This is a genomic window from Azospirillum sp. A1-3, from assembly GCF_023806445.1.
Lineage (GTDB): Bacteria > Pseudomonadota > Alphaproteobacteria > Azospirillales > Azospirillaceae > Azospirillum.
Genome location: NZ_JAMSLU010000001.1, coordinates 414,978 through 438,159 on the forward strand (window position 1 = coordinate 414,978; position 23,182 = coordinate 438,159).

Annotated in this window: 26 protein-coding genes; 16 read left to right on the forward strand and 10 right to left on the reverse strand. The window is 68.2% G+C overall.

The window, feature by feature from the left end:
- Nucleotides 1–9: 9 nt before the first annotated feature.
- Nucleotides 10–582 carry an MgtC/SapB family protein gene (locus M5E06_RS01980; protein ID WP_252136957.1) on the forward strand — a complete coding sequence of 191 codons (573 nt, stop codon included), beginning with the start codon at nt 10–12 and terminating at the stop codon, nt 580–582.
- Here M5E06_RS01980 and M5E06_RS01985 read toward each other — a convergent pair.
- The 5 genes from M5E06_RS01985 to M5E06_RS02005 form a co-directional block, all read right to left on the reverse strand.
- A complete protein-coding gene (locus tag M5E06_RS01985) occupies nt 548–1,750 on the reverse strand; it encodes a multidrug effflux MFS transporter (RefSeq protein ID WP_252136958.1) in 1,203 nt (400 codons plus the stop codon). The two genes, M5E06_RS01980 and M5E06_RS01985, sit on opposite strands and share 35 nt — an antisense overlap.
- A gap of 112 nt (nt 1,751–1,862) precedes the next feature.
- Nucleotides 1,863–2,039 (reverse strand): hypothetical protein, encoded by a 177-nt coding sequence (locus tag M5E06_RS01990; RefSeq protein WP_167393315.1) that lies wholly within the window; start codon nt 2,037–2,039, stop codon nt 1,863–1,865.
- A 16-nt stretch (nt 2,040–2,055) separates the two neighbouring features.
- Entirely contained in the window at nt 2,056–2,997 is a 942-nt protein-coding gene (locus tag M5E06_RS01995; protein WP_252136959.1) for a bifunctional riboflavin kinase/FAD synthetase, read from the reverse strand.
- Between the two features lie 142 nt (nt 2,998–3,139).
- A complete protein-coding gene (locus M5E06_RS02000) occupies nt 3,140–3,589 on the reverse strand; it encodes a MaoC family dehydratase (protein WP_109076331.1) in 450 nt (149 codons plus the stop codon).
- A 463-nt stretch (nt 3,590–4,052) separates the two neighbouring features.
- Nucleotides 4,053–4,628, reverse strand: a complete 576-nt coding sequence (locus M5E06_RS02005; protein ID WP_109076332.1) for a septal ring lytic transglycosylase RlpA family protein — start codon at nt 4,626–4,628, stop codon at nt 4,053–4,055.
- A 169-nt stretch (nt 4,629–4,797) separates the two neighbouring features.
- Between M5E06_RS02005 and M5E06_RS02010 the strand changes: the two genes are divergently transcribed.
- Nucleotides 4,798–5,847 (forward strand): alpha/beta hydrolase, encoded by a 1,050-nt coding sequence (locus tag M5E06_RS02010; RefSeq protein WP_252136960.1) that lies wholly within the window; start codon nt 4,798–4,800, stop codon nt 5,845–5,847.
- A gap of 30 nt (nt 5,848–5,877) precedes the next feature.
- Nucleotides 5,878–6,891 carry a DUF6352 family protein gene (locus M5E06_RS02015; protein WP_252136961.1) on the forward strand — a complete coding sequence of 338 codons (1,014 nt, stop codon included), beginning with the start codon at nt 5,878–5,880 and terminating at the stop codon, nt 6,889–6,891.
- Nucleotides 6,892–7,035: 144 nt separating this feature from the next.
- On the opposite strand, the gene M5E06_RS02020 is transcribed toward M5E06_RS02015, so the two are convergent.
- Nucleotides 7,036–8,181: an AI-2E family transporter gene (locus M5E06_RS02020; RefSeq protein WP_252136962.1), complete on the reverse strand. Its 1,146-nt coding sequence runs from the start codon at nt 8,179–8,181 to the stop codon at nt 7,036–7,038.
- A 125-nt stretch (nt 8,182–8,306) separates the two neighbouring features.
- On the opposite strand from M5E06_RS02020, the gene M5E06_RS02025 reads away from it, so the two are divergent.
- A complete protein-coding gene (locus M5E06_RS02025) occupies nt 8,307–8,831 on the forward strand; it encodes a CreA family protein (RefSeq protein WP_136705185.1) in 525 nt (174 codons plus the stop codon).
- Nucleotides 8,832–9,050: 219 nt separating this feature from the next.
- Here the strand turns inward: M5E06_RS02025 and M5E06_RS02030 are convergent, their stop codons facing one another.
- A complete protein-coding gene (locus M5E06_RS02030) occupies nt 9,051–10,004 on the reverse strand; it encodes a M14 family metallopeptidase (RefSeq protein WP_252136963.1) in 954 nt (317 codons plus the stop codon).
- A 298-nt stretch (nt 10,005–10,302) separates the two neighbouring features.
- On the opposite strand from M5E06_RS02030, the gene M5E06_RS02035 reads away from it, so the two are divergent.
- Nucleotides 10,303–11,169, forward strand: coding sequence for an N-formylglutamate amidohydrolase (locus M5E06_RS02035; protein WP_252136964.1), 867 nt, complete (start codon nt 10,303–10,305; stop codon nt 11,167–11,169).
- A gap of 61 nt (nt 11,170–11,230) precedes the next feature.
- Here the strand turns inward: M5E06_RS02035 and M5E06_RS02040 are convergent, their stop codons facing one another.
- Nucleotides 11,231–11,551: a DUF1476 domain-containing protein gene (locus tag M5E06_RS02040; RefSeq protein ID WP_109076338.1), complete on the reverse strand. Its 321-nt coding sequence runs from the start codon at nt 11,549–11,551 to the stop codon at nt 11,231–11,233.
- A gap of 161 nt (nt 11,552–11,712) precedes the next feature.
- Between M5E06_RS02040 and M5E06_RS02045 the strand changes: the two genes are divergently transcribed.
- The 4 genes from M5E06_RS02045 to M5E06_RS02060 all read left to right on the forward strand — a co-directional run bounded on the left by M5E06_RS02045 (nt 11,713) and on the right by M5E06_RS02060 (nt 14,354).
- Nucleotides 11,713–12,486 (forward strand): NRDE family protein, encoded by a 774-nt coding sequence (locus M5E06_RS02045; protein WP_252136965.1) that lies wholly within the window; start codon nt 11,713–11,715, stop codon nt 12,484–12,486.
- Between the two features lie 137 nt (nt 12,487–12,623).
- Nucleotides 12,624–13,388: a phosphoribosylaminoimidazolesuccinocarboxamide synthase gene (gene purC, locus M5E06_RS02050; RefSeq protein ID WP_042697247.1), complete on the forward strand. Its 765-nt coding sequence runs from the start codon at nt 12,624–12,626 to the stop codon at nt 13,386–13,388.
- Between the two features lie 53 nt (nt 13,389–13,441).
- On the forward strand, nt 13,442–13,684 hold the full coding sequence (gene purS, locus M5E06_RS02055) for a phosphoribosylformylglycinamidine synthase subunit PurS (protein ID WP_014246942.1): 243 nt from the start codon (nt 13,442–13,444) through the stop codon (nt 13,682–13,684).
- Nucleotides 13,685–13,715: 31 nt separating this feature from the next.
- Nucleotides 13,716–14,354, forward strand: coding sequence for a DNA-3-methyladenine glycosylase family protein (locus M5E06_RS02060; RefSeq protein ID WP_252136966.1), 639 nt, complete (start codon nt 13,716–13,718; stop codon nt 14,352–14,354).
- Between the two features lie 123 nt (nt 14,355–14,477).
- On the opposite strand, the gene M5E06_RS02065 is transcribed toward M5E06_RS02060, so the two are convergent.
- On the reverse strand, nt 14,478–15,446 hold the full coding sequence (locus tag M5E06_RS02065; RefSeq protein ID WP_252136967.1) for a diacylglycerol/lipid kinase family protein: 969 nt from the start codon (nt 15,444–15,446) through the stop codon (nt 14,478–14,480).
- 220 nt (nt 15,447–15,666) lie between these two features.
- Here M5E06_RS02065 and M5E06_RS02070 point away from each other — a divergent pair, with 220 nt between their 5' ends.
- The 7 genes from M5E06_RS02070 to M5E06_RS02100 all read left to right on the forward strand — a co-directional run bounded on the left by M5E06_RS02070 (nt 15,667) and on the right by M5E06_RS02100 (nt 22,205).
- Nucleotides 15,667–16,488 (forward strand): UDP-2,3-diacylglucosamine diphosphatase, encoded by an 822-nt coding sequence (locus M5E06_RS02070; RefSeq protein WP_252136968.1) that lies wholly within the window; start codon nt 15,667–15,669, stop codon nt 16,486–16,488.
- Nucleotides 16,485–17,483: a glycosyltransferase family 4 protein gene (locus tag M5E06_RS02075; protein WP_252136969.1), complete on the forward strand. Its 999-nt coding sequence runs from the start codon at nt 16,485–16,487 to the stop codon at nt 17,481–17,483. Before M5E06_RS02070 ends, M5E06_RS02075 begins: the two co-directional genes overlap by 4 nt.
- Nucleotides 17,484–17,568: 85 nt before the next feature.
- Nucleotides 17,569–18,192 carry a LysE family translocator gene (locus M5E06_RS02080; protein WP_252136970.1) on the forward strand — a complete coding sequence of 208 codons (624 nt, stop codon included), beginning with the start codon at nt 17,569–17,571 and terminating at the stop codon, nt 18,190–18,192.
- Nucleotides 18,193–18,327: 135 nt separating this feature from the next.
- On the forward strand, nt 18,328–19,614 hold the full coding sequence (locus M5E06_RS02085) for a 3-deoxy-D-manno-octulosonic acid transferase (protein ID WP_252138501.1): 1,287 nt from the start codon (nt 18,328–18,330) through the stop codon (nt 19,612–19,614).
- Between the two features lie 14 nt (nt 19,615–19,628).
- Complete coding sequence (lpxK, locus tag M5E06_RS02090; RefSeq protein WP_252136971.1) at nt 19,629–20,627, forward strand: tetraacyldisaccharide 4'-kinase; 999 nt, start codon at nt 19,629–19,631, stop codon at nt 20,625–20,627.
- Nucleotides 20,611–21,507: an LpxL/LpxP family acyltransferase gene (locus tag M5E06_RS02095; RefSeq protein ID WP_252136972.1), complete on the forward strand. Its 897-nt coding sequence runs from the start codon at nt 20,611–20,613 to the stop codon at nt 21,505–21,507. Before lpxK ends, M5E06_RS02095 begins: the two co-directional genes overlap by 17 nt.
- Nucleotides 21,474–22,205 carry a LysE family translocator gene (locus M5E06_RS02100; protein WP_252136973.1) on the forward strand — a complete coding sequence of 244 codons (732 nt, stop codon included), beginning with the start codon at nt 21,474–21,476 and terminating at the stop codon, nt 22,203–22,205. The genes M5E06_RS02095 and M5E06_RS02100 overlap by 34 nt, the downstream gene beginning before the upstream one ends.
- A 24-nt stretch (nt 22,206–22,229) precedes the next feature.
- Here M5E06_RS02100 and M5E06_RS02105 read toward each other — a convergent pair whose 3' ends face one another.
- Complete coding sequence (locus M5E06_RS02105; protein ID WP_109154403.1) at nt 22,230–23,075, reverse strand: BglII/BstYI family type II restriction endonuclease; 846 nt, start codon at nt 23,073–23,075, stop codon at nt 22,230–22,232.
- Between the last annotated feature and the right edge of the window lie 107 nt (nt 23,076–23,182).

Here is a 23,182-nt window from a genome sequence, read left to right on the forward strand (position 1 = left end):
AGTGATTTCATGGGCTTGACCGAGGTTCTGACAACGGAGGAGATGGGGGTGCGGCTGCTGGCGGCGGCCTTTTGCGGTGCGTTGCTTGGACTCGACCGCGAAATGCGGGGCAAGGCGGCGGGGCTGCGCACGCATACGCTGATCTCCATCAGCTGTGCCCTGACCACCATGGTTGCGCTGGAGCTGTTCGCCGGCCTGCAGACCAGCGGCGACGAGCGGCCGAGCGACCCGGTGCGCGTCATCCAGGGCGTGGCGCAGGCGGTCGGATTCATCAGTGCCGGGGTGATGTTCCGGTCCGGCGACAGCGTGCGGGGGGCGACGACCGCCGCGGTCATCTGGGTGGCGGGCGGGCTGGGCATCGCCTGCGGCGCCGGCTATTACGCGCTTGCCGGCATGACGCTGGCCCTGTGCCTGATGGTGACCATCCTGTTCACCATCCTGATGGACCGCTTCCCGCAGTTGGGAGCGTCGGAGGCTGAGGCGGATGCAGAGGATGGCGACGGCAAGGCGCGGGAGCGCCGTCGCTCCACCTCCCGCCAGGGCCGGATCAGGCGGATCGCCCGCCACGCGTCGCGGGGATGACCAGCAGCCGGTGCGCCAGAAGCGCGCCCAGCCCGACCAGCCCGATGGCTCCCATCATCGGCAGGGCGGTGCCGTCGTTCATGTGGCCGACGACGATGCCGATGACCGCGGCGATGGCCATCTGCGCGAAGCCCAGCAGCGAAGACGCCAGCCCAGCCATGGTGGGGTAGGGACCGACCGCGTTGGCGGTGGCATTGGGCAGTGTCAGCCCGGCGCCCAGGATGAACAGGAAGACCGGCACCACGATGGCCAGCAGGTGCAGCACCCCGGCCAGCGCCAGCACCCCGCCCACCAGCCCGCCGCCCAGCGACAGCAGCGTCCCGATGCGGATCATCCGCGCGCCGCCCAGCCGCGGCGTCAGCCGCCCGGCCAGGAAGGTGCCCAGCATATATCCCAGGACCACCGCGCCGAAGCTGGCGCCATACTGCGCCGGGGTCAGGTGCAATTGTCCGATCAGCACGAAGGACGAGCCGGAGATGAAGGAGAAGATACCGCTGTAGGAAAAGGCCACCACCAGCACATAGCCGACGAAGCCGCGGTTGCGCATCAGCAGCAGGTAGTTGGCGGCGAGCCGGCCCGGCCGCAGCGCCTCCTCGTCGCGGTGGGCGTTGGTTTCGCCCAGCATCGACCACACCGCGGCCAGGATGCCGCAGGCGAACACGGTCAGCAGCATGAAGTTGGCGCGCCAGCCGAACCACTCCGTCAGGACGCCGCCCAGCATCGGCCCCACCGCCGGGGCGAGCGCCATCGCCATCGACATATAGGCCAGCACCGTCGCCGCCCGGTCGCGCCCGAACACGTCGCGCACCACCGCGCGCGCCACCACCGGCCCGCAGCAGGCGCCCAGAGCCTGGAAGAAACGGGCGGCGATCAGCGCGTCGATGCTGCTGGTCATGGCGCAGACGGCGCTGGCCGCCAGATAGATCGTCACCCCCACCAGCAGGGTCGGACGCCGGCCGAAGCGGTCGGACATCGGGCCATAGACCAGCTGCGACACCGCGAAGCCGACCAGGAAGATCGACAGCGTCAGCTGCACCGTGGCGACATCGGTGTCGAACACCCGCACCAGAGTCGGCAGCGACGGCAGGTACAGGTCGGTGGACAGCGGGCCGAAGGCGACCAGCGCCGTCAGCAGGACGCGGATGGACAGGGAATCGGGACGGGGCATGGAACGGCTTTGGGGCGAAGCGGAGACGGGGCGGCACTGTATCAGATGAAACCACCACCGCCAGCGCGGATCGCTTGCTGTCCCGTCACTTGGCCCAATCGCTTGGGCACGGTCACTTGGCCGGCAGCACCATGCGGATGCAGCGCGCCAGCACGGTGTTGCCGGTCATCTCGCGGTAATTCTGGATGATGATCGGCTCGGCCGCCTTGCATTGCTCCATGCTGGCGAAATCCAGCGTGGTCGGGCCGCCCTGGTTCAGCATGAACAGCAGCATCAACACGCGCTCCATCCTGCATGCCCTCCGGTCAGCCGGCCGCCAGCACGGCGCGGGCGGCGGCGGCGTCCTTCACGATCTGGTCCTTCAGCACGTCGAAGCTGGGGAACTTCATCTCCGGCCGCAGGAAGTCGATCATCTGGACCCGCAGATGCAGATCGTACAGGTCAAGGTCGACGTCGAACAGGTGGGCCTCCAGCCGGGCGACCGTGCCGTCGACGGTGGGGCGGGCGCCGAGGTTGGCGACGCCCGGCAGCCAGACGGTCTCGCCGGCGCGGTCGATGCCGGCGCGCACCGCATAGACGCCGAAGGCCGGGCGCAGATACTCGCCCAGCTCGATGTTGGCGGTGGGGAAACCAATGGTGCGGCCGCGCTGGTCGCCATGGACGACGCGCCCCTCGATCTCCCAGGAATGGCCCAGAACGAAGGCGGCCTCGCGCGGACGGCCGGCGGTCAGCGCATCGCGCACGCGGGTGGAGGAATAGACGCCGCCCTGCTCGTCGGACACCGGCCCGACCTCAGTCACGCCGAAGCCCTGGGCGCGCCCGGCTTTCTGCAGAAAGGCGGGATCGCCCGACCGTTTGTGCCCGAACAGGAAGTCATAGCCGCAGACGACGTGCCGCACGCCCAGTCCGGCGATCAGAACCTCGTCCACGAAGGCCTGCGCGGTCTTGTGGCGGAAGCTGTCGTCGAAATGGCAGACGATCAGCTGGTCGACGCCCAGCGCCTCGATGTGGCGGGTCTTGACGCGGAAGGGCGTCAGGCGAAAGGGCGGGTCGTCGGGGCGGAAGACGCTGCGCGGATGCGGTTCGAAGGTGACGACGGCCGACGGCACGCCCATTTCCGCCGCAAGGCGCTGGGCGGTGCCGATGACCGTCTGATGCCCGCGGTGCACGCCGTCGAAATTGCCGAGCGCAACGACGGCGCCCCGCTCTTCGGCCGGCAGGTCGGCGGTGTGTCTGTACAGTCGCATGCGCGCCCCGGTGCTGTGGGCGGACCCCGGCGGGTCCGCTTGCTCGGGCGTCTATATAGACCGACGCCGGCGCGGGGTAAACGCGCCGGCGTGTTTTACGCTCGCAAGCAGGCCGATTGGCCGGAGTGCTGACCGCGGCCAATCAACCGCGAGAGGGGACCATCAGCAGCGCCTCGCCCTCGACCACCACGGTTTCGCCGACGGTGCAGACGGTCTTGATGACGCAGCGGCGCTTTTCCGGGATCAGTTCGGTGATGGTGGCGCGGGCGGTGACGGTGTCGCCGGCGCGGACCGGCGCCTTGAACTTCAGCGTCTGGCTCATGTAGATGCAGCCCGGCCCCGGCAGCTTGGTGCCCAGCACGGCCGAAATGAAGCCGACCGTCAGCATGCCGTGGGCGATGCGGCCCTGGAACATGGTGGTGGCGGCGTATTCCTGGTTGATGTGCACCGGGTTGGTGTCGCCGGAAATGCCCGCGAACAGGACGATGTCGGCCTCCGTCACCGTCTTGGCGAAGCTGGCCGTCATGCCGACGGACAGGTCTTCGATGCAGTAGCCTTCGATATCCTTGCGGACCTGACGCACGTCGTCCATCGCAGCAATTCCTCTTTCTCTCGGTGCCTGTTCCGGCGTCTGACGCTGGGCGCCGCGCCGTTCGCTGCAATGCGTGGTGTGCGCCGCAGCGAGGGGAATGGCACCACGTCTCCTCCAAAAATGCAAAAAAATCTCTAACGTTCCGCACAAGTCCGCAGGAAAGGCGGCTGCCCCGTTCGGCAGGCTTCGGCGCAATGGAAGCCGTCATGGTGCCGACGGATTACTTCGGGCCGAAGGTATAGCAAGGGGAATGGTGCCGGATCAGTGGGTTAACGGTAAAATTCACCGCTTTGGTCCGGCTGTGGACCGCTGGTGCGACTTTGCGGTCGCCATATGGTGCCCTGCCGGCGAAGTCCGTTTCTTTTCAGAGGCCTGACCATCCGGTGACTGTTGGTTCGGCAATTGAACGGAAATCCGGCAGCGGATGCGGCGAATCGGAAGCCGTCTTCGCCGCGCCGCAGCATTACTTGCCGGACCCGGAGTGCGACACTGTGTCGCTTTTGCTTCCCCCGCTGCTGCCGTTGCGGCGGGTGTCCCCCTGGGCGACCTGGCTGTCGGGGGTGAGCTGGTCCACCTTGTCCTCCACCTTTTCGCGGGCGGCTTCGGTCGGCTGCTCCGACGGCTTGACCTCCACCGTCACCGGCGCGGTGCCGTCGTCGATCATGTCCAGCTTCTTGGCGGCAGACCGCGACAGGTCGATCACGCGACCATCGACATAAGGGCCGCGGTCGTTGACGATGACGTCGACGCTCTTGCCGTTCTCCTCATTCGTGACGGTCGCCTTGGCGCCCAGCGGCAGGGTGCGCGAGGCGGCGGTCGCCTTGTTCTGGTTCATCGTTTCGCCGCTCGCGGTGGTGCGGCCATGGAATTTCTGGCTGTAGAAGGACGCTTCCCCCTTGTGGACGAGGATCTCCTCGCCATCCTCATGCTCGACATGCACGGGCGGAACCTTGGCCTTTCCATTCGCCAGCGCAGGGACGGCAGTCCCACTCAGGGTCGCGGCGGCAATCGCCAGGACGATGATGCGTGTTGTCTTCATCGGTTCACCTCCAACGGCGGACCAACGGCATTCAAGGAAAAGAGTTCCCTCTCGCAGCTGACACAAGACATCGCTACTATTTCTGGTTTTCTATATCTTGACGAATTCGAAATGGGTGGCCCGTCCGGGCGCTCTTCCGATCTGCAACACAACGGTCAGGGGAGAAAGTATGGCCGATGATGCCGCTTGGACTGCATCCGAATTTGCGGCGAAGCCCGCCGGCGAAACTGCTGCCGACCCGGCCGCCGGTTCCGTGGAGATGCGCTTCGTCACAATGCCCGACGGGGCCAAGCTGCGCGTCGCCGTCTGGCCGGTGCCGGAGCGGGTTCGCGGCACGGCGCTGGTGCTGACCGGCCGGGCGGAGTTCATCGAGAAATATGCCGAAACCGCGGATGCGCTGGCCGCCCGCGGCTTCCGCGTCGTGGCACTCGACTGGCGCAATCAGGGCCTGTCCGACCGGCCCTTGCCCAACCGGCAGATCCACCATCTGACCGACTTTGCGACGCTGGTGGACGATCTCGACGAGGTTTATCGGCAGGTGGTGGCACCCGTCGCCGCGGAGACCGGCGGGCCGCTGATCCTGCTGGCCCATTCCATGGGCGGGCTGGTGGCGACGCTGGCGCTGGCCCGCCATGCCGACGATGATCCGGGCCGCTATGCCGCCGTCCTGCTGTCGGCGCCGATGTACGCCATCCACAGCGGGCCGCTGCCGCGCTGGCTGGTCCGGATGCTGGCCGGCGTCGGGCTCGCCTGCGGATTGGGTGCCCGCTATGCGCTGGGGCAGGGCGACTACGACCCGGCGGAGGGGCGCTTCAGCCTGGACAACAAGATCACCGCCGATCCGCGGCGCTACGCCGCCTTCCATGGCCCCTATGCCGAGCGGCCCGACCTGCGCGTCGGCGGCGTCAGTTTCGCCTGGGTCGCCGCCGCCCTGGATGCGGAGGATGCGCTGCGCCATACCCTGCCGCTGGAGCGGGTGCGCACGCCGGTGCTGCTGCTCAGCGCGCCGGACGACCGGGTGGTGCGGGCGGCGGCGCACCGCGCGGTGGTCGCCCGCCTCGGCAACGCCCATCTTGCCGACTATCCCGGGGCGCGGCACGAACTGCTGATGGAATGCGATGCCATCCGCGACCGGGTGTGGGCGGACATCGATGCCTTTCTCGACAAGACACTTGCGCACAAGACACTTGCGCCGGGCGGCGGCTCTGTCGTCGGATAGGCGCCTTCAGGACCAAAGGTGCCCAGCAGCATGACCGATTTCTGGACGGCGTCCGGTTTCCACCTGTTGACCCGCGATGCCGACAACCATCTGGCGGTGACGCCCGATTTCCTGCGCGCCTACCTGCTCCGGCCGGAGATGCGGCCGCCGGAGGAGGCCTGCGATGCGGAGCGCACGCTGCACGCCGCCTTGCTGGACGATCCGGCGCGGAGTGTGCCCGCGCCGCTGCTCGACGCCATCGCCGATCCGGATGCGCGGGAGAATTTCCAGGTCTGGCTGGCCTTCCGCGACCGGCTGCTCGCGGCCGGAACGCTGGAAGGCTGCTACATCCGCCTGTTCCGCGAGGGGGCCCGCGGGGTGCCCGCCCTGTTCATCGACCAGCTGGTCCACGCCATCCTGCGCGGCATCCTGGATGAAACGCCGTCCGGCCTGCGCGCGCGGGCCGGGGAGCTGTTCTTCCGCGAACAGACGGTGTCGGTGGAGGACGGTCGCGTCCGTGTCGCCGATGCCGAGACGGTGGAGACGATGGCGGCGTCCGGCGGCTTCGGTTCGCTCGGCCGTCTGGTGGTGGAGGCCGGCACCGCTCCCCGCAGCGTCGAGCTGGACATCCTGGACGAGACCAACCACCCGCTTTATTGGGGCCGCGACGCCCGGCACGACACCGTGCTGGACATCACCTTCGCCGCCGCCGGGCTGGACGCGCTGGCCCGCGTGCTGGAGGCCTGGGTCGGGCATTTCCTGGGCGTGACGGTCAGCATCCAGCCGGTGCAGAACATCCGCGACGACCGCTGGGTCTGGCATGTCGGGCTCGACAGTTCCGCCACCGCGATCCTCAACGACCTGTACAATGGCGTGGAGGTGGGGGAGGACCGGCTGGCCAGCATCCTCGCCCTGTTCCGCCTGGACTTCGCCGATCCCGCCGCCATGCGCCCCGATCTCGCCGGTCGGCCGGTCTATCTGGGGCTGGCCATGACGGAAGGGCGGCGGCTGAAGCTGAAGCCGCAGAACCTGCTGGTCAATCTGCCGCTGGCTTCGGTGGCGTGAGGGTATCGCTGCGGGTGCCCCCTCCCTAACCCTCCCCCTCTTCGAGGGAGAGGGGACTGCCGCCGCTTTGCAAACTCACCCTCTACCGCCGAAGGCGGGGGAGGGAGGGACCCGCGAAGCGGGAGGGAGGGGGCAACCCCACCTTCAATCCCCCAGCAGCGCGCCCACCGGCTTCAGCGGCTCGTGCGCGTCGAACAGGATCTTCAGGATCGCCAGGATCGGCACGGCCAGCAGCGCGCCGGGAATGCCCCACAGCCAGCCCCAGAACAGGATCGACACGAACACCGCGATGGGGTTCAGCGACAGCCGGCGGCCGACGATCATGGGGGTGAGGAAATTGCCCTCCAGCGTGGTCAGCGCCACGAAGGACAGGGGTGGCAGGATGATGGTGCCGAGGCTGTCGAAGGTCAGGACCGACACCAGGAAGAACACGCCGGTCATCACCGCCGGGCCGATGAAGGGGATGTAGTTGGCCAGCGCCACCATCACTCCCCACAGCGCCGGGTTCGGCAGCCCCCACATCCACATCACCAGCCCCGTCGCCAGCCCCAGCACCGCATTGATGACGGTGATGGTCAGCAGATAGGCGGCGATGTTCTGCTGCAGCGTCGCCGCGACCATCGCGTAATGCACGCGGTCATCGACGTTGCGCATGGTGCCGATCAGCGACTCCAACGAATGGCGGCCGCGGGCGAGGAAGAAATAGAGCAGCACCAGCAGGATCACCACATTGGCGAGAACCGATTCGACTTGGCTGACCGCCTGTTCCATCAGGGTCGGACCGCGCACCACCACTTCGCGCACCGGCCCGGCCTCGCCGGTTTCCTTGGTGATCTCCTCGATCTGGCGGGAGGCTTCGCGGGCGCGGTCGATGCCGGCGCGGATGTCGCCCAGCTTGAACTCCAGTTCATGCAGGACCCGCGGCATGCGGTTGACCCACTCCGCCGCCGGGGTGGACAGGGTATAGACCGCCAGCAGGACGCCGCCGAACAGCATGACGACCATGACGGCGGCGCCGAGCCCCTCGGGCACCCCGACGCGGTAGAGGGCGCGGACCAGCGGTCGCAGAAGGAAACTGAGGATCAGCGCCAGCATGATCGGCAGAAGCACGTCGCGTCCGAAATAGAGCGCGAACAGAACGGCGATGACGAACAGGCCGACGACGGCGACGGTCAGCGGATCGCGGCGGTGGCCGGGTGAGGGCAAGGGTTCGGTCGCCGGTTCCGGCGTGCCGGCAAGCGGAGCCTCGGGGGCGGGGGGAAGCGAGGCGAGCGGGCTGCGGTCTGTCATCGCGGTGGCCGGACCTCCGGAGGGAGGCGCTTGACGGCGGCGCCAGACCCTCCGATCTAGGGGAGTGTTTTTCCGGGCCGCTCATCCTGCGGTCCCCGCCCGTCCTTGCCGGAGACCCGATCGAGATGCGCAGCCCGTTTCCCCTGATGAACGCTTCCGCCGGCCTTTTGGTTCTGGGCCTGCTGACCGCCGCGCTCCCGCTGCGCACGGCGGCGGCCGACGAGGTGGTCGGCCGCTTCTCCAACGACTGGACCGGCAACGGGTTGGAGATCCAGGCGATCGAGGATCCGAAGGTGAAGGGAATCACCTGCCATCTGGTCGATTTCGACCGCAGCCTGATCGACCGGCTGAGCAAGGGCAACTGGTTCGAGGACCCGTCCAACGCCTCCATCGCCTGCCGTCAGACCGGCCCGGTGACCGTCGGCGACATCGAGTTGTCGCAGAAGGGGGAGGAGGTCTTCTCCGAACGGAAGAGCCTGATTTTCAAGTCGATCGCCATTCGCCGCATCTACGACCGGCCAAACGACACGATGGTTTATGTGGTGTACAGCCGACAGGTGAAGGACGCCTCGGCCAAGACCTCAATCTCCACCGTGCCGCTGTTCAGCGCGAATGCGACCTGGACGAAGGGCAAGCCGGCGGCGAAGTGAGGGGGCTGGCGGTGTTGGCCTCCCATCAGAGTTTGTGAGCTTTTGGGCTTTTCTCGGCCGTCATCCCCGCAGAGGCGGGGAACCAGACTGATCCGCTTCTTGAGCCCCGGGAGCGTCTGGATTCCCGCCTTCGCGGGAATGACGGCCGAGGGAGGCTCTTGATAAGATCCGACGCGAAGCGGTTCAACGTGAAGCGTTTATCAACGGGACTCACAAACCTCACCCGACGATCCGCCCCAGCCGCACCGCCGTCTGGCCGGACTTCACCCGGCGGGCGGGCATGATGAGGACGCAGTCGTCATGGGGGGTCAGGATCGCGCGGCCGTCGTCCCAGCCGATGACGGTGCCGGCGCGGCCGATTACCTCCATGCCGACGAAGGGGGCGGTGAAGCGGAACCGCTCGCTGGCTGCGGTCACCGCATCGGTGACCTCGACCACCCGCTGTGGATCGGTGCGCGGGCGCAGGCGGGGACCGTTCAGCGGCGGATCGATCATCTCCAGGCCGAGAAGCAGGCGCAGGCAGCTTTCCAGCGCGACCGTCGCGGTCTCAGTCCGCCAATGCTGGCCGCATTCGACCAGAACGGCGGTGTGTGACCCTTCCGGTTCGGCGAAGCTGCCGTAATCGATCAGCCGCTTGCCCCCGGCATGGCCGCCGTCCGCCACCACCCAGGCCGGATAGCCGAGTCCGAGCGCCAGGTCGCGCCCGCGCGTGGTCCGGCCGCACAGGGTCAGCGGCGCGGTGTCCGCCGTCATCGAATGCAGGTCGAGCAGCAGGTCCGCCGATTCGTAGACCGGCCGCAGGACGCGGGCGCGCCGCAGCTCCACGCTGTCGCGCCGGCCGTCCAGCTGCTCCGGCGACCATAGCCGGTTGAAATCCTCGTCCAGATAGCGCGAGGCATAGGGGTTCTGGCGGTCGAAGGTCGCATAGGCGGCGGTGTTGGCGAAGACGAAGGTCAGCCGTCCGCGCGTCGGCCGCAGACCCATCCGCAGCAGCGCATCCAGGGCGATGGCGCCGCACAGCTCGTTGCCGTGGACGAGCGCGTTCAGCACCACATGCGGCCCCGGCTCTGCCGCCGACAGGCTGGTGACGTGGTCAATGCCGGTGTTGCCGCGCCGGTGGGGCGCGATGTCCGGCGGAGAGAGTTCGACGGGGGCGAAGAGCGGGTCGGTCAAGCGGCAAGCTCGCCAGCGGTGGGCGCTCCAATCAGTATGACGAACCAAGCGACTCCGCGCCAGTGCGGGCCGGTCGTGTAGCGCGGTTTTTTTGGCTGATGCGCCCGGTGCGATGTTGCGGCGGCATGGCAGGATCATGACGAATAGCCGTCGACTGAGGCTTGACGCATGGGTTATAGGATCCGCCTGATCAATCAAGGCGGCGGTTGACCTTGCGGCAATTTAACTGGCGGGACTCGAACTTGCCGATGTCTCCATCGCCTATGTCTCCATCGGGTCGTCTGGCCGGGGCCAATCGATGAGCTTCGTGATCGATGACGTTCTTGTCCGCAACGACCCGGTCGGCCGGCGCCTTCCGGTCCTGTTCGATTCGCCGCACAGCGGCAGCGTCTATCCAGCCGATTTCCGGGTGATCTGTCCGCATCCCCTGCTGCGCCAGGGGGAGGACACCCATGTCGAGGAGCTGTTCGCCACGGCGCCCGACCATGGCGCCACCCTGCTGTGCGCGCTGTTTCCCCGCACCTGCATCGACGTGAACCGCGCGGTCGACGACATCGACCCGGCGCTGATCGACGGCGAGTTGCCGATGCCGCTGCGCCCGACTCCGCGCAGCACGCTGGGCATGGGGCTGATCCGCAGCATGCTGCGGCCGGGCCTGCCGCTCTATGACGGAAAGCTGCCGGCGGCGGCGGTGGCCGACCGCATCGACCGCTATTACCGTCCCTACCATGCCCAGATGCGGCTTGCGCTGGATGGCTTGGCAGCGCGATTCGGCGCGGTGTGGCACGTCAACTGCCATTCCATGCCGTCGTCGCTGCGGCCGGACGGGCGCGACCCGCTGGCGGTGGATTTCGTCATCGGCGATCGCGACGGCACCACCAGCGAGCCCGGATTCGTCCGGCTGGTGGCGGAGACCCTGCGCGGCTTCGGCCATCGCGTGGCGATCAACGATCCGTACAAGGGGGTAGAGTTGCTGGCGCGCTACGGCGATCCGGCGCACGGCCGCCATTCGATCCAGCTTGAGATCAACCGCCGCCTCTACATGAACGAGGAGACGCTGGAACGCCACGACGGATTCGCCCGGCTGAAGGGCGAGATCGACATGCTGATCCGCCGCATCGCCGACTATGCCGGGCAGCGCCTCCTGCACCGGGCCGCGGAGTAGGCCTCCCGCCGCGCGGCCGTTGCGGCGGCGGGTCCGCGTGAGGCGGGCTCAGGCCCCCGGATCAGCCCTGAGTCACATGCTCGCGCGCGATGTCCAGGAAATGCGCCATCTGCTTTTCCACCCGGTGTTCGGAGATGTCGACTCCGCGGGCGTTCAGGTCGGCGCACAGCTTGTCCCGGATGTCGTGCGGGCCGGCGGTGGCGATGTCGGTGTCCACGATCTGGCGCGCATAGGCCTCGGCCTCCGCCCCGGACAGCCCCATCAGGTCGGCGGCCCATTCGCCGGCCAGCCGGTCGCGCCGGGCGCGGATGCGGAAGAGCAGGTCCGCGTCGTGCTGGAACTTGTTCTCGAAAGCCTTTTCGCGGTCGTCGAAGGTCGTCATGGGGACCCAGGCTCCTTATTGGTTTCGCTCCCGTTTCCAATGATTATATAGCCCGGAAGCGGTTGTCGTCACTGTCCCGCCGCGTCGCAGCCGCGGATATTCTGCAGAGTTTCCTCGGGGCGGCGAGATACCCTTGGGCACCACAAAAGACAAGGTATGGCATGTGCAGCGTGATCCTCCTGCGGCGACCCGACGCAACCTGGCCGCTGGTCGTCGCCGGAAACCGTGACGAGATGACCGGGCGCCCCTGGCTTCCCCCCGCCCGCCACTGGCCCGACCGGCCCAATGTGGTCGCCGGGCTGGACGAGCTGGCCGGCGGCTCCTGGATGGGTCTGAACGACGAGGGGGTGGTGGCGGTCATCCTCAACCGCTTCGGCACGCTGGGGCCGGAGGCCGGCAAGCGGTCGCGCGGCGAACTGGTGCTGGACGCGCTGGACCATGCCGATGCCGCCGATGCCGCGCGCAGCTTCGCGGACCTCGACATCCGTGCCTACCGCCCCTTCAATCTGGTGATCGCTGACAACCGCGACGCCTATCTGGTCGTCCATCGCGGCGCCAACCCGCGCCACCGGCCGGAGGTGTCGTCGATCCCCGCCGGCGTCCACATGCTGACCGCCTTCGAACTGGACGACCCGCAGGACCCGCGCACCGCCTTCTATCGCCCGCTGTTCGAGCATGCGGTGCCGCCGGCCGTGGACGTCCCCGACGCGGAGTCCTTCGTCTGGGGCGGCTGGCCGGAACTGATGGGCAGCCGCATCTGGGAAGGCACGCCGGACGAGCGCGGCGCCATGGATTTCCTGCTGCCGAACGGCTTCGGCACCTCGTCCAGCTCCCTGCTGGCGGTGCCACGGGTGGAACGGCCCGACCTGAACCCGATCTGGCACTTCGCCCCCGGCCGCCCGCACGCGGTGGATTATGCGCCGGTGGAGCTGTGAGGGGCGGGTTGACCGCACAATCCTGCCCTCCCGCCCCCGTCGTTGTGTTCGTGCACCCGGCTTGCTATATCACTCTGGCACATTCCTGGGCCGGCAAGCTCGCTTGACCGGTCCTTACGTATTTGGACGATCATGCGATGACACGACGCCGGCGCATCTACGAAGGCAAGGCCAAGGTACTCTTCGAAGGGCCGGAGCCGGGCACCCTGGTGCAATACTTCAAGGACGACGCCACCGCCTTCAACAACCAGAAGAAGGGCGTCATCACCGGCAAGGGGGTGCTGAACAACCGCATCTCCGAGTATCTGATGAGCCGTCTGTCCGAGATCGGCGTGCCCACGCACTTCATGCGCCGCCTGAACATGCGCGAGCAGTTGGTGCGCGAGGTCGAGATCATCCCGATCGAGGTCGTGGTGCGCAACGTCGCCGCCGGCAGCCTGTCGCGCCGCTTCGGCATTCCCGAAGGCACGCCGCTGCCGCGGTCCATCATCGAATACTACTACAAGTCGGACGAGCTGAACGATCCGATGGTTTCCGAGGAGCATATCACCGCCTTCGGCTGGGCGGCTCCGCAGGACCTCGACGACATGGTCGCGCTGTCGCTCCGCGTGAACGACTATCTGTCCGGCCTTTTCCTCGGCATCGGGCTCAAGCTGGTGGATTTCAAGCTGGAATTCGGCCGGCTGTGGGAGAACGAGGAGATGCGGATCGTCCTGGCGGACGAGATCAGCCCCGACAATTGCCGCCTGTGGGACGTCAAGACCAACGAGAAGCTGGACAAGGACCGGTTCCGTCAGGACCTGGGCCGCGTCGAGGAAGCCTATCAGGAGGTCGCGCGGCGCCTCGGCATCCTGCCGGAAGGCGGGCCGAGCGACGTCAAGGGCCCCAAGACGATCCAGTGACTGCCATTCAATAACCACCCCTCCACCAACACCCCAAAGCGAGCGGACATCCGATGAAGGCCAAGGTTCACGTCACCCTCAAGCGCGGCGTTCTCGACCCCCAGGGCAAGGCCATCGCGCACGCGCTGCACACGCTGGGCTTCGACGGCGTCGAGGACGTCCGCGCCGGCAAGGTGATCGAGCTGCAGCTCAAGAGCACCGACGAGGCGACCGCCCGCAAGGAGGTCGAGGCGATGTGCAGCAAGCTGCTCGCCAACACCGTGATCGAGGACTACGCCATCGAGCTGGTGGCCTGATCCACAGGTTGCAGGGATTGGAGCGCGGCCGATGAGCGTTGAACATCTGGCTGCGCTCGATCCCATTTTTGCCGAATGTTTGCGCGTCGGCGGTCCGGTGATCCGTGACTTCACCCGGCCGACCGGCTTCGTCGGCCTGCTGCGCATGGTGATGGAGCAGCAGCTCTCAACTAAGGTGGCGCTGGCCCTGTGGGCCAAGCTGCAGGACCGGCTGGGCGGTGAGGTCACCCCCGAGGCCATCCTGGCGCTGAACGACGAAAGCTTGCGCGCCTGCGGCTTCTCCCGCCAGAAGATCGGCTATGCCCGCGGCCTTGCCGAGGCGGTGGCGAGCGGCCGGCTCGATTTCGACATCATCCATGACCTGCCCGACGAGGAGGCGATCGCCCAACTCGTCGCGCTGAAGGGCATCGGCCGCTGGAGTGCCGAGGTCTATCTGATGACCACGCTCGACCGGCCGGACATCTGGCCGATCGGCGATCTGGCGATCCAGCTCGGCGTGCAGCGGCTGAAGGGCTGGGCCGACAAGCCGACGGCGAAACAGCTGATCGAGGTGGCCGAGCCCTGGCGGCCCTACCGCTCGCTGGCGGCGCGGCTGGTCTGGCACCATTACGTGGCGTTGCAGGAGCAGGCGAGGGCGGCGCGGGTTGGCAAAGGATTGCCCCCTCCCTAACCCTCCCCCTCTCCGAGGGAGAGGGGACTGCCGCCGCTTCGCGATCAGTTTAGGCCGACAAGCATCACACCCCCTCTCCCGCGAAGCGGGGGAGGGATGGGGAGGGGGCAGCCGAGCAACCACTCACCCCGCCAGCACCGGCAAGCGCCATCCCGCCAGCGTGATCTCCACCGGCAGCCGCGCCAGCACGTCGCCATCGCCCTGCACCGCATCGGCGAACAGCCCGTCACCCGCCGGCCCGTCGATCCGCACCCGCTTCGCCGTCACCACGCGGTACTCCGGAAAGCGCGCCAGCCGTCCGGCGGTGACGCCCCAGACATAGCGCAGCGCATTCAGCCGCCCGCCGCGTGGGAACAGGCAGACATGCAGCACAGGCTCGGTCAGCCGCGCATCCGGCGCGCAGATGAACCGGCCGCCGTAGAAATGCCCCTTGGCGACGATCACCGACGCCACTTCCTGCGGCGGGCCGTCGTCCAGCGTCACGCGATAGCGGTGGTCCGGCCGCGTCGCCAACTGCACCAGCGTTTCCGCCACATAGGCGCCTTTGCCGATCAGCCGCTTCACCCGCGGATCGACCCGCTCCACCACCCGCGCGTCCAGCCCAACCCCGGCCATCAGCGAAAACACCCGCCCGTTCGCCAGCGCCGGCCAGATCATCGTCCGCCGCCCGTCGGCAATCGCCGCGGCAATGCGCTCCGGGTCCGTCGTCAGGCCCAATTCGGCCGCCAGCACATTGGCGGTGCCCATCGGCACGATGCCGAGCGGCAGCGGCCGGCCCGCTTCGGCATGAACCGCCAGCCCGTTGATGACCTCGTTGATGGTGCCGTCGCCACCCGCCGCGATGACGGCGTTGACGCTGCCGGGATCGGCCTCGCGGGCGAAGGCCTCGGCATCGCCGCGCTTGCCCGTCGGCCTGACGGTGACGTTAACCCCGCGCGCCTCCAACCGGGAGACAACCGCGCGCAGCCGCCGCGCCCGCCGCCCGCCGGCCGTCGGGTTGTGGATCACCAGAAGCCGCCGCACATCGAGCGCCGCATCCCGGCCGCCGGCATCGATCGTCGGATCCTCGTTCATCAGCACCGTGTCGCGCACCGATTCGCTCTCCCTGACCGGCGCGTGGGGCGCCTTCTGTTGCAAAACCGTGAAGGGATCACGGCGATTCCGTTGCAGTAAAAATGCAAGACGATGACGACAGAAGAAATATCCGTGGCGAATAGGTGCGGGTGTTCCAAATCATTGTCAAGGTGTGCGTCTTTCCTTTATACGGCAGTTGTCTTGATGGCCACCGGCCATGGCGACGACGGAGCGGAAGATGGACGCCGTCCCAGCGGTCAAGCGCTACCGCAGCATTTGGATATCCGACGTTCATCTGGGAACGCGCGGCTGTCAGGCGGAGCTGCTTCTCGATTTCCTGAAGCACACCGAATCGGATCACCTGTTCCTGGTCGGCGACATCGTCGATGGCTGGCGGCTGAAGAAAAGCTGGTACTGGCCGCAGGCGCACAATGACGTGGTGCAGAAGATCATGCGCCGCGCCCGCAAGGGGGTGGAGGTCTATTACATCCCCGGCAACCATGACGAGGCGGCGCGCGATTATGTCGGGCTGCAGTTCGGCGGGGTGCATGTGGTGGACGAATGGGTCCACACCACCGCTGACGGCCGGCGCCTGCTGATCACCCACGGCGACAAATTCGATGCGGTGGTGCGCTACGCCAAGTGGCTGGCCCTGCTGGGCGACCACGCCTACGTCACGCTGCTGCACGTCAACACCCTGTTCAACTGGGTCCGGCGCAAGCTGGGCTTCAATTACTGGTCGCTGTCGGCCTATCTGAAGCACAAGGCCAAGACCGCGGTCGAGTTCATCGGCAAATACGAAGAAGCCCTGGGCGAGGAAGCCCGCCGTCGCAAGGTCGACGGCGTCGTCTGCGGCCACATCCACACCGCCGAGATGCGCGATATCGAAGGAATCCTCTATTGCAACGACGGCGATTGGGTCGAGTCCTGTACCGCCTTGGTCGAGCACGACAGCGGCGCGCTGGAGATCATCCACTGGACGGAGGTCATGGCGCAGCGGATGCCGGCCCCTGGTCCCAGTGCGGGCAAACTGGCGGCGAAGGAACGGGAAGCGGCGTGAACATCCTGATCGTCAGCGACGCCTGGCACCCGCAGGTGAACGGCGTCGTGCGCACCATCGGCACCGTGCGCGATGAGCTGGAGGCGATGGGGCACAGCGTCGAGGTGATCGGCCCCGACCGCTTCCGCACCCTGCCGATGCCGACATACCCGGAAATTCGGCTGGCGCTGGGGGCCAAGCGGCGGCTGTGGGCGATGATCGAGGGCATGCGGCCCGACTGCATCCACATCGCCACCGAAGGGCCGCTGGGCTTCGCCGCGCGGTCCTATTGCCTGAAGCACGGCAAGCCCTTCACCACCGCCTACCACACGCGCTTTCCCGAATATGTGCGCGACCGCGCGCCGATCCCGCTGGCGCTGTCCTATGCGGTGGTCCGCCGCTTCCACAAGCCGTCCTCGGCGGTGATGGTGGCGACCCAGACCATCGAGGACGCTCTGACGCACCGCGGCTTCGGCAACATCCGCCGCTGGACCCGCGGTGTCGATACCGAGCTGTTCCGGCCCCGCGACAAGGGTTTCCTCGATCTGCCGCGCCCGGTGTCGATGTATGTCGGCCGCGTCGCGGTGGAAAAGAACCTGGAGGACTTCCTGAGGCTCGACCTGCCCGGCACCAAGGTGGTGGTCGGCGACGGCCCGGCGCGGGAGGAGTTGCAGCGCAAATACCCCGGCGTCCATTGGGTCGGCGCCAGGCATGGCGAGGATCTGGCGAAGCATTACGCCGCCGCCGACGTCTTCGTCTTCCCGTCGCGAACCGACACCTTCGGATTGGTGTTGCTGGAGGCGCTGGCCTCCGGCGTGCCGGTGGCGGCCTACCCGGTGCCGGGACCGCTGGACGTGGTCGACGGCTCCGGCGCCGGCTGCCTGGACGAAGATCTGAAGCGGGCAGTCGAAGGGGCGCTGGCGATCCCGGCGCAGACCTGCCGTGACTATGCGCTGGGCTATTCCTGGCGCCGGTCGGCGGAGCAGTTCCTGTCGAACCTGCGGCCCTTCACGTAAGCGGGGGACCGCATTCCGCTTGGCGAAGATCGGGTGCCATGGTTCCATTTCGCCGGATCACCACTCCCGCGCGAGGTTCCCGGCCATGACCCCCGACTTCCTCATCACCTCCCTGATCGTCGTCGCCTCGCCCGGCACCGGGGTGCTGCTGACGCTGGCGGCGGGGTTGTCGCAGGGCGCGCGGGCCAGCGCGGTGACGGCCTTCGGCTGCACGCTGGGGATCGTGCCGCACATGGCGGCGGCGGTGCTGGGGCTGGCCGCCCTGATGCACACCAGTGCCGTGGCGTTCCAGGGGCTGAAGATCCTGGGCGTGCTCTATCTGCTCTACATGGCCTGGGCGACGCTGAAGGAGCAGGGTGCGCTGAGCGTTGAGACGGACGGGGCGGCGGACAGGACGAAGCACTCGGCCGGGCGGATGATCCTGCGGGCGGTGCTGGTCAATGTGCTGAACCCGAAGCTGTCGATCTTCTTCCTGGCCTTCCTGCCGCAGTTCGTCAGCGACGCCGACCCGCAGCCGCTCGCCCGCATGCTGGAACTCAGCGGCGTGTTCATGGCGCTGACCTTTGCGGTCTTCGTCGTCTACGGGCTGTTCGCCGCCGCGGTGCGCGATCAGGTGGTCTCCCGCCCACAGGTGATGGCCTGGATGCGCCGCAGCTTCGCCGCCGCCTTCGCCGCGCTCGGCGCCAAGCTGGCGCTGGCGGAGCGGTGAGGGAGCTGCATCGCACCGTCCCCTGTTACGGAATGGTTGCCGCGTGCTAAGGTGCCGCCGGGCGCGTCGCCGGTGGTCCGTATCAGGGGGGCCGGCAACGCGCCCGTTGTCGTACGTCTCCAGTTCCGGGCCTTGATGCTGCAATCCCTCTACCGTGGCCTGACGACCGTCGCCGGGCCGGCGGTGCGCCTCTATCTCGACCGCCGCCGCGCCGCCGGCAAGGAAGACCCCGCCCGTCAGGCGGAGCGGTTCGGCATGGCTTCGCGCGCCCGGCCGGACGGTCCGCTGGCCTGGATCCACGCGGCCAGCGTGGGGGAGGCGAATTCGGTCCTGGTGCTGATCGGCCGGCTGCTGGACAGCGCGCCCGATCTGACCGTGCTGATGACCACCGGCACCGTCACCTCGGCCGAGCTGATGGGGCGGCGGCTGCCGGAGCGCGCCATCCATCAATATGTGCCGGTCGATCTGCCGGATGCGGTTGATAGCTTCCTCGACCATTGGCGGCCCGACGCGGTGCTGTGGACGGAATCGGAGATCTGGCCGAACCTGCTGGCCGGCATCCGTGCCCGCTCGATCCCGGCCGCGCTGGTCAACGCCCGCATGTCCGAACGCAGCTTTTCCCGCTGGCGCAACGCGCCCGGTCTGATCGGCGGTCTGCTGTCCACCTTCCAGGTCACACTGGCCCAGACGGAGGGGGATGCGGAGCGGCTGCGCCGGTTGGGGGCCTCCGGCGTCGCCAGCGTCGGCAACCTGAAATTCTCCGCCGAGCCGCCGCCAGCCGCATCCGACGCGATGGAGCCGCTGCGCGCTGCCCTGGCCGGCCGGCCTGTCTGGCTGCTCGCCAGCTCCCACCCGGGGGAGGACGAGATCGCCGCGGCGGTCCATGCCGCGCTGGCGCCGGCTCTGCCCGGCCTGCTGACCGTCATCGCACCGCGTCATGCCCATCGTGGCGACGCCATCGCCGAGTTGATGCGGGCGCGCGGTTTGGCGGTTCTGCAGCGCACGGCCGGGCACCTGCTGCCGGGACCGGAGCATGCCGTCTACATCGCCGACACCATGGGCGAATTGGGACTGTTCTACCGTGCCGCGCCGGTGGTGTGCATGGGCGGCTCCTTCATTCCCCATGGCGGGCAGAACCCGGTGGAGCCGGCGCAGTTGGGCTGCGCAGTGCTGTACGGCCCGCACATGTTCAATTTCGGCGAGATCACCCACATGCTGGAGGCCGCCGGCGGCGCCCTGCCGGTCGCGGACGGCGATGCGCTGACCCGCGAGACCCGGCGGCTGCTGACCGACGACCGGGCGCGCGAACGCATCGTCGCGGGGGCTGCGCGGGTGACGGCGGACAACCGGCGGATCATCGACCGGGCGCTGGGGGCGCTGGCCCCGGTGCTGGGCGCCGCCGGCATCCGGACCGCTGCCTGAGGGGACGCGGAGCCGTGAAGACCCCCGCCTTCTGGTATCGGCCGCCCGGCCTTGCCTCCACCCTGCTGGCGCCGCTGGGGGCGCTCTATGGGCTGGCCGGACGGCGGCGCCTTGCCGGGACCGTTCCGCGCCGGGTCGGTGTGCCGGTCGCCTGCGTCGGCAATCTGGTGGCGGGCGGTGCCGGGAAGACGCCGGTCGGGCTGGCGCTGATCGCGGCGCTGCAGGCTCGTGGGATCGCCGTCCATGCGCTGACCCGTGGCCATGGCGGGCGGGAGGCCGGCCCTCTGGCGGTCGATCCCGGCCGCCACGGTGCCGCCGACGTCGGTGACGAGGCGCTGCTGCTGGCAGGGGCGGCCCCCTGTTGGGTGGCGCGTGACCGGCTGGCGGGGGCGGAGTGCGCGGCCGCCGCCGGGGCAGGGGCCATCGTCATGGATGATGGGTTCCAGAATCCGGCGCTGCACAAGGATCTGGCGCTAATCGTCGCCGACGGCGCGGTCGGTTTCGGCAACGGCCGGCTGGTGCCGGCTGGTCCGCTGCGAGAATGGGTGGCCGACGGTCTTGCCCGCGCCAACGCGCTGGTGATCCTGGGCGAGGACCGCCATGGTCTGGCGGCGCTGGCCGGCGGGCGGCCGGTGCTGGCGGCGCGGCTGGAACCCGATCCCGAGGCCGCCGCCCGGCTGGCCGGACGCGACGTGCTGGCCTTCGCCGGGATCGGCCGGCCGGAGAAGTTCTTCGCCACGCTGGAGGCGCTCGGCGCCCGCGTGGTCGGACGGGTGCCCTTCGCCGACCACCACCCCTACCGAGCGGCCGAGGTCGCGGCCCTGATCGACCGCGCCGCGGCGCTGGGCGCCGTGCCGGTCACCACCGCCAAGGATGCCGTGCGCCTGCCGCCGGACCTCCGGGTGAAGGTCGCCGTCCTGCCGGTGTCGGTGCGCTGGGCCGACGAGCGGGCGCTCTCCATGCTTTTGACCTCCGTGTTGCTGAAGGGAAGCCCCGATGGCCAAGCCGCTTAGTCCGCTGCAGAAATGGCTGACGCGCCGGATCGGCTATCCGGTGGAGGCGGCGCTGGTCTACGGTGTCTGCTGGCTGTTCCGGGTGCTGCCGCTCGACCAGGCTTCTGCGCTCGGCGGCTGGATCGGACGGGCGGTGGGCCCGTGGCTGCCCAACAGCGCCCGCGCGCGGCGCAACCTGACGCGGGCCTTTCCGGAGAAGGGCAGGGCGGAAATCGACGCGATCGTGCGCGGCATGTGGGACAATCTGGGCCGTACCATCGCCGAATACCCGCATCTGGAGCAGATCGGCCGCGAACGCACCGAAGTGGTCGGCGTCGAGTATGTCGATGCGCTGCGTGAGGACGGCAAGGCCGGCATCCTGGTCTCCGGCCATCTGGCGAACTGGGAGGTTCAGTCGGTCGCCGCCCGCTTGCACGGGCTGGAGTTGGGGGTGGTCTACCGGGCGCCCAACAACCCGATCGTCGGCGACCTGCTGGTGAAGCTGCGCGGGGCCGCGACCGGCACTCAGATCCCCAAGGGACCGGAGGGCGCCAGAATCCTGCTGCGTTACCTGACCAAGGGCGGCCATGTCGGCATGCTGATCGACCAGAAGATGAATGACGGCATCCCCGTCCCCTTCTTCGGTCGCGATGCCATGACCGCGCCGGCCGCCGCCGTGCTGGGCATGAAGATGCAGTTGCCGCTGTGCCCAACGCGGACCGAGCGGCTGGAGGGCGCGCATTTCCGCATCACCGTCCTGCCGCCGGAGGAATACCCGACCAGCGGCGACCGCAATGCGGATGCGCGAATTCTGATGGAACGGCTGAACCGTCTGTTGGAGGATTGGATCCGCGACAAGCCGGCGCAATGGCTGTGGATTCACCGCCGCTGGCCGGATTGAACGCCCGCTCCACCGTCCTTCAAGGTTCGCCCGCGATGGCCCTGCCGCTCGACCTCCATCTGCTGCAACTCTATATGGTCGCCGTCTGCGTCCTGGTTCTGGCGCCGGGGCCGGATTCGCTTCTGGTGCTGACCCGCAGCATCGCCGACGGCCGGCAGGCCGGGGTGGTGGCGACGGTGGGCATCTGTGTCGGCAACACTGTCCATTCGCTGCTGGCCGCCGCCGGGATCTCCGCCCTCATCGCGGCGTCGGCATCGCTGTTCGACCTGCTGCGCTATGCCGGCGGCGCCTATCTGGCCTGGATCGGCTTGCGGTCGCTGTGGAGCGTCTGGACCAGCCGCGGCGCCGAGCCTGCGGTCGTGGTCGAGGCTCCGGCCCCGGCGCCTGCGGGCCGCGTCTTCGTCCAGGCGCTGCTGACCAACCTGCTGAACCCGAAGATCATCCTGTTCCAGCTGGCCTTCGTGCCGCAGTTCATCGCCCCGCACCTGGGCCATGTTGCGCTGCAGACCTTCATCCTCGGCAACATCATCTCGGTGCTGGGTGGCGTCTATCTGGTCGGCATTGCGGCACTCAGCGCCGGGGCCGCGCGCCGGGTGCTGTCCAGCCCGCGGGTGCGGACGGCGATGGACGGCATCGCCGGCGTGCTGTTCCTGGGTTTCGCGGTGCGCCTGCTGCTGACTGACCGCAAGTTCGCCTGAGGGGAGGGAGCAGCCGCAGCGCTCTCACCACAAATCGTCTTCATCCTCCGCCCCGGTGTCGACGTCGAAGGTCGCCGTCTGGCGGACGATCGGGTGGCTGTCCTTCCATTCCTCGAAATCCGACACCACCGCCGGGCGGATGCCGAGCGCCAGCACCGGGCAGCCGCCGCCGCGGCCGGCGTCCAGGCGGTAGAGCAGTTTCTTCATCCAGGTGGTGCTGGCGCCGTACTTGTTCTGGAAGTTCTTCATCTCCACCCGCCGCGCCACCTCGGTGAACAGCGGGATCAGTTCGGCGCTGCGGGTCAGCAGCACGCCGGCATTGATGATGCCGCATTCATAGAAGGTGCGGGCGGCGTAGAGGTCGCGGTCGAAGGTCTGGTCCTTGCTGTTCCATTCCAGGTCGAAGGACACGCGCTCCTTCACGAAGTCGATCTTGTGCCCGTCGATGAAGCCGTTGACCTTGTACAGCTCCTCGCGCTGGCGCTGCTCGGTCACGGTCTGGCCACGGTTCTTGCCGGCGACGCGGCGCTTTTCCTCGTGGGTCACGATCATCTTGGTGATAAACAGGTCGCCGCGGATGCGCGTCTCGTTCCAGCCCAGCGGATTCAGCATCCGCTCCATCGTCTTGGCAATCTGCGACTTGTTGCCGCCCGACGCCACGATGTCCTCGGTGCGGATGCGGAACTCCATCAGACGTTCGGTGATCTCGCGGAACTCGGCCGTGCAGGCATAGGCCAGGATGCGCGCGGCGTTGCGGTAGCTGTGCACCTCGTACAGGTCGAGGAAGCCCGGCGGGAACAGGTCGCCCAGGTCGGGATCCCGCGCTTCGATCAGCGGGGCCTTGTCGTGGATGCAGGCAAGCAGGTTCATGACGGCACATGCGCGATGGAAAACGGCGCCACCATGGCGGCTGCCGCCCGGCAAATCCACCCTTTCCGCCCGATGGCACCACCTGACGGTGCCGGCCGGGGGCCGAA

Excerpts from the sequence above, each read along its gene's own strand:
- M5E06_RS02105 (WP_109154403.1), bottom strand. The coding sequence starts at position 23,075 with ATGAACCTGCTTGCCTGCATCCACGACAAGGCCCCGCTGATCGAAGCG.
- M5E06_RS02020 (WP_252136962.1), bottom strand. The coding sequence starts at position 8,181 with ATGACAGACCGCAGCCCGCTCGCCTCGCTTCCCCCCGCCCCCGAGGCT.
- M5E06_RS02045 (WP_252136965.1), top strand. The coding sequence starts at position 11,713 with ATGTGCAGCGTGATCCTCCTGCGGCGACCCGACGCAACCTGGCCGCTG.
- M5E06_RS01990 (WP_167393315.1), bottom strand. The coding sequence starts at position 2,039 with ATGGAGCGCGTGTTGATGCTGCTGTTCATGCTGAACCAGGGCGGCCCG.
- M5E06_RS02025 (WP_136705185.1), top strand. The coding sequence starts at position 8,307 with ATGCGCAGCCCGTTTCCCCTGATGAACGCTTCCGCCGGCCTTTTGGTT.
- purC (WP_042697247.1), top strand. The coding sequence starts at position 12,624 with ATGACACGACGCCGGCGCATCTACGAAGGCAAGGCCAAGGTACTCTTC.
- M5E06_RS02060 (WP_252136966.1), top strand. The coding sequence starts at position 13,716 with ATGAGCGTTGAACATCTGGCTGCGCTCGATCCCATTTTTGCCGAATGT.
- M5E06_RS02070 (WP_252136968.1), top strand. The coding sequence starts at position 15,667 with ATGGACGCCGTCCCAGCGGTCAAGCGCTACCGCAGCATTTGGATATCC.
- M5E06_RS02080 (WP_252136970.1), top strand. The coding sequence starts at position 17,569 with ATGACCCCCGACTTCCTCATCACCTCCCTGATCGTCGTCGCCTCGCCC.
- M5E06_RS01980 (WP_252136957.1), top strand. The coding sequence starts at position 10 with ATGGGCTTGACCGAGGTTCTGACAACGGAGGAGATGGGGGTGCGGCTG.
- M5E06_RS02000 (WP_109076331.1), bottom strand. The coding sequence starts at position 3,589 with ATGGACGACGTGCGTCAGGTCCGCAAGGATATCGAAGGCTACTGCATC.
- M5E06_RS02010 (WP_252136960.1), top strand. The coding sequence starts at position 4,798 with ATGGCCGATGATGCCGCTTGGACTGCATCCGAATTTGCGGCGAAGCCC.
- M5E06_RS02095 (WP_252136972.1), top strand. The coding sequence starts at position 20,611 with ATGGCCAAGCCGCTTAGTCCGCTGCAGAAATGGCTGACGCGCCGGATC.
- M5E06_RS02005 (WP_109076332.1), bottom strand. The coding sequence starts at position 4,628 with ATGAAGACAACACGCATCATCGTCCTGGCGATTGCCGCCGCGACCCTG.
- M5E06_RS01995 (WP_252136959.1), bottom strand. The coding sequence starts at position 2,997 with ATGCGACTGTACAGACACACCGCCGACCTGCCGGCCGAAGAGCGGGGC.
- purS (WP_014246942.1), top strand. The coding sequence starts at position 13,442 with ATGAAGGCCAAGGTTCACGTCACCCTCAAGCGCGGCGTTCTCGACCCC.
- M5E06_RS01985 (WP_252136958.1), bottom strand. The coding sequence starts at position 1,750 with ATGCCCCGTCCCGATTCCCTGTCCATCCGCGTCCTGCTGACGGCGCTG.
- M5E06_RS02015 (WP_252136961.1), top strand. The coding sequence starts at position 5,878 with ATGACCGATTTCTGGACGGCGTCCGGTTTCCACCTGTTGACCCGCGAT.
- M5E06_RS02035 (WP_252136964.1), top strand. The coding sequence starts at position 10,303 with ATGAGCTTCGTGATCGATGACGTTCTTGTCCGCAACGACCCGGTCGGC.
- M5E06_RS02085 (WP_252138501.1), top strand. The coding sequence starts at position 18,328 with ATGCTGCAATCCCTCTACCGTGGCCTGACGACCGTCGCCGGGCCGGCG.
- M5E06_RS02100 (WP_252136973.1), top strand. The coding sequence starts at position 21,474 with ATGGCTGTGGATTCACCGCCGCTGGCCGGATTGAACGCCCGCTCCACC.
- M5E06_RS02040 (WP_109076338.1), bottom strand. The coding sequence starts at position 11,551 with ATGACGACCTTCGACGACCGCGAAAAGGCTTTCGAGAACAAGTTCCAG.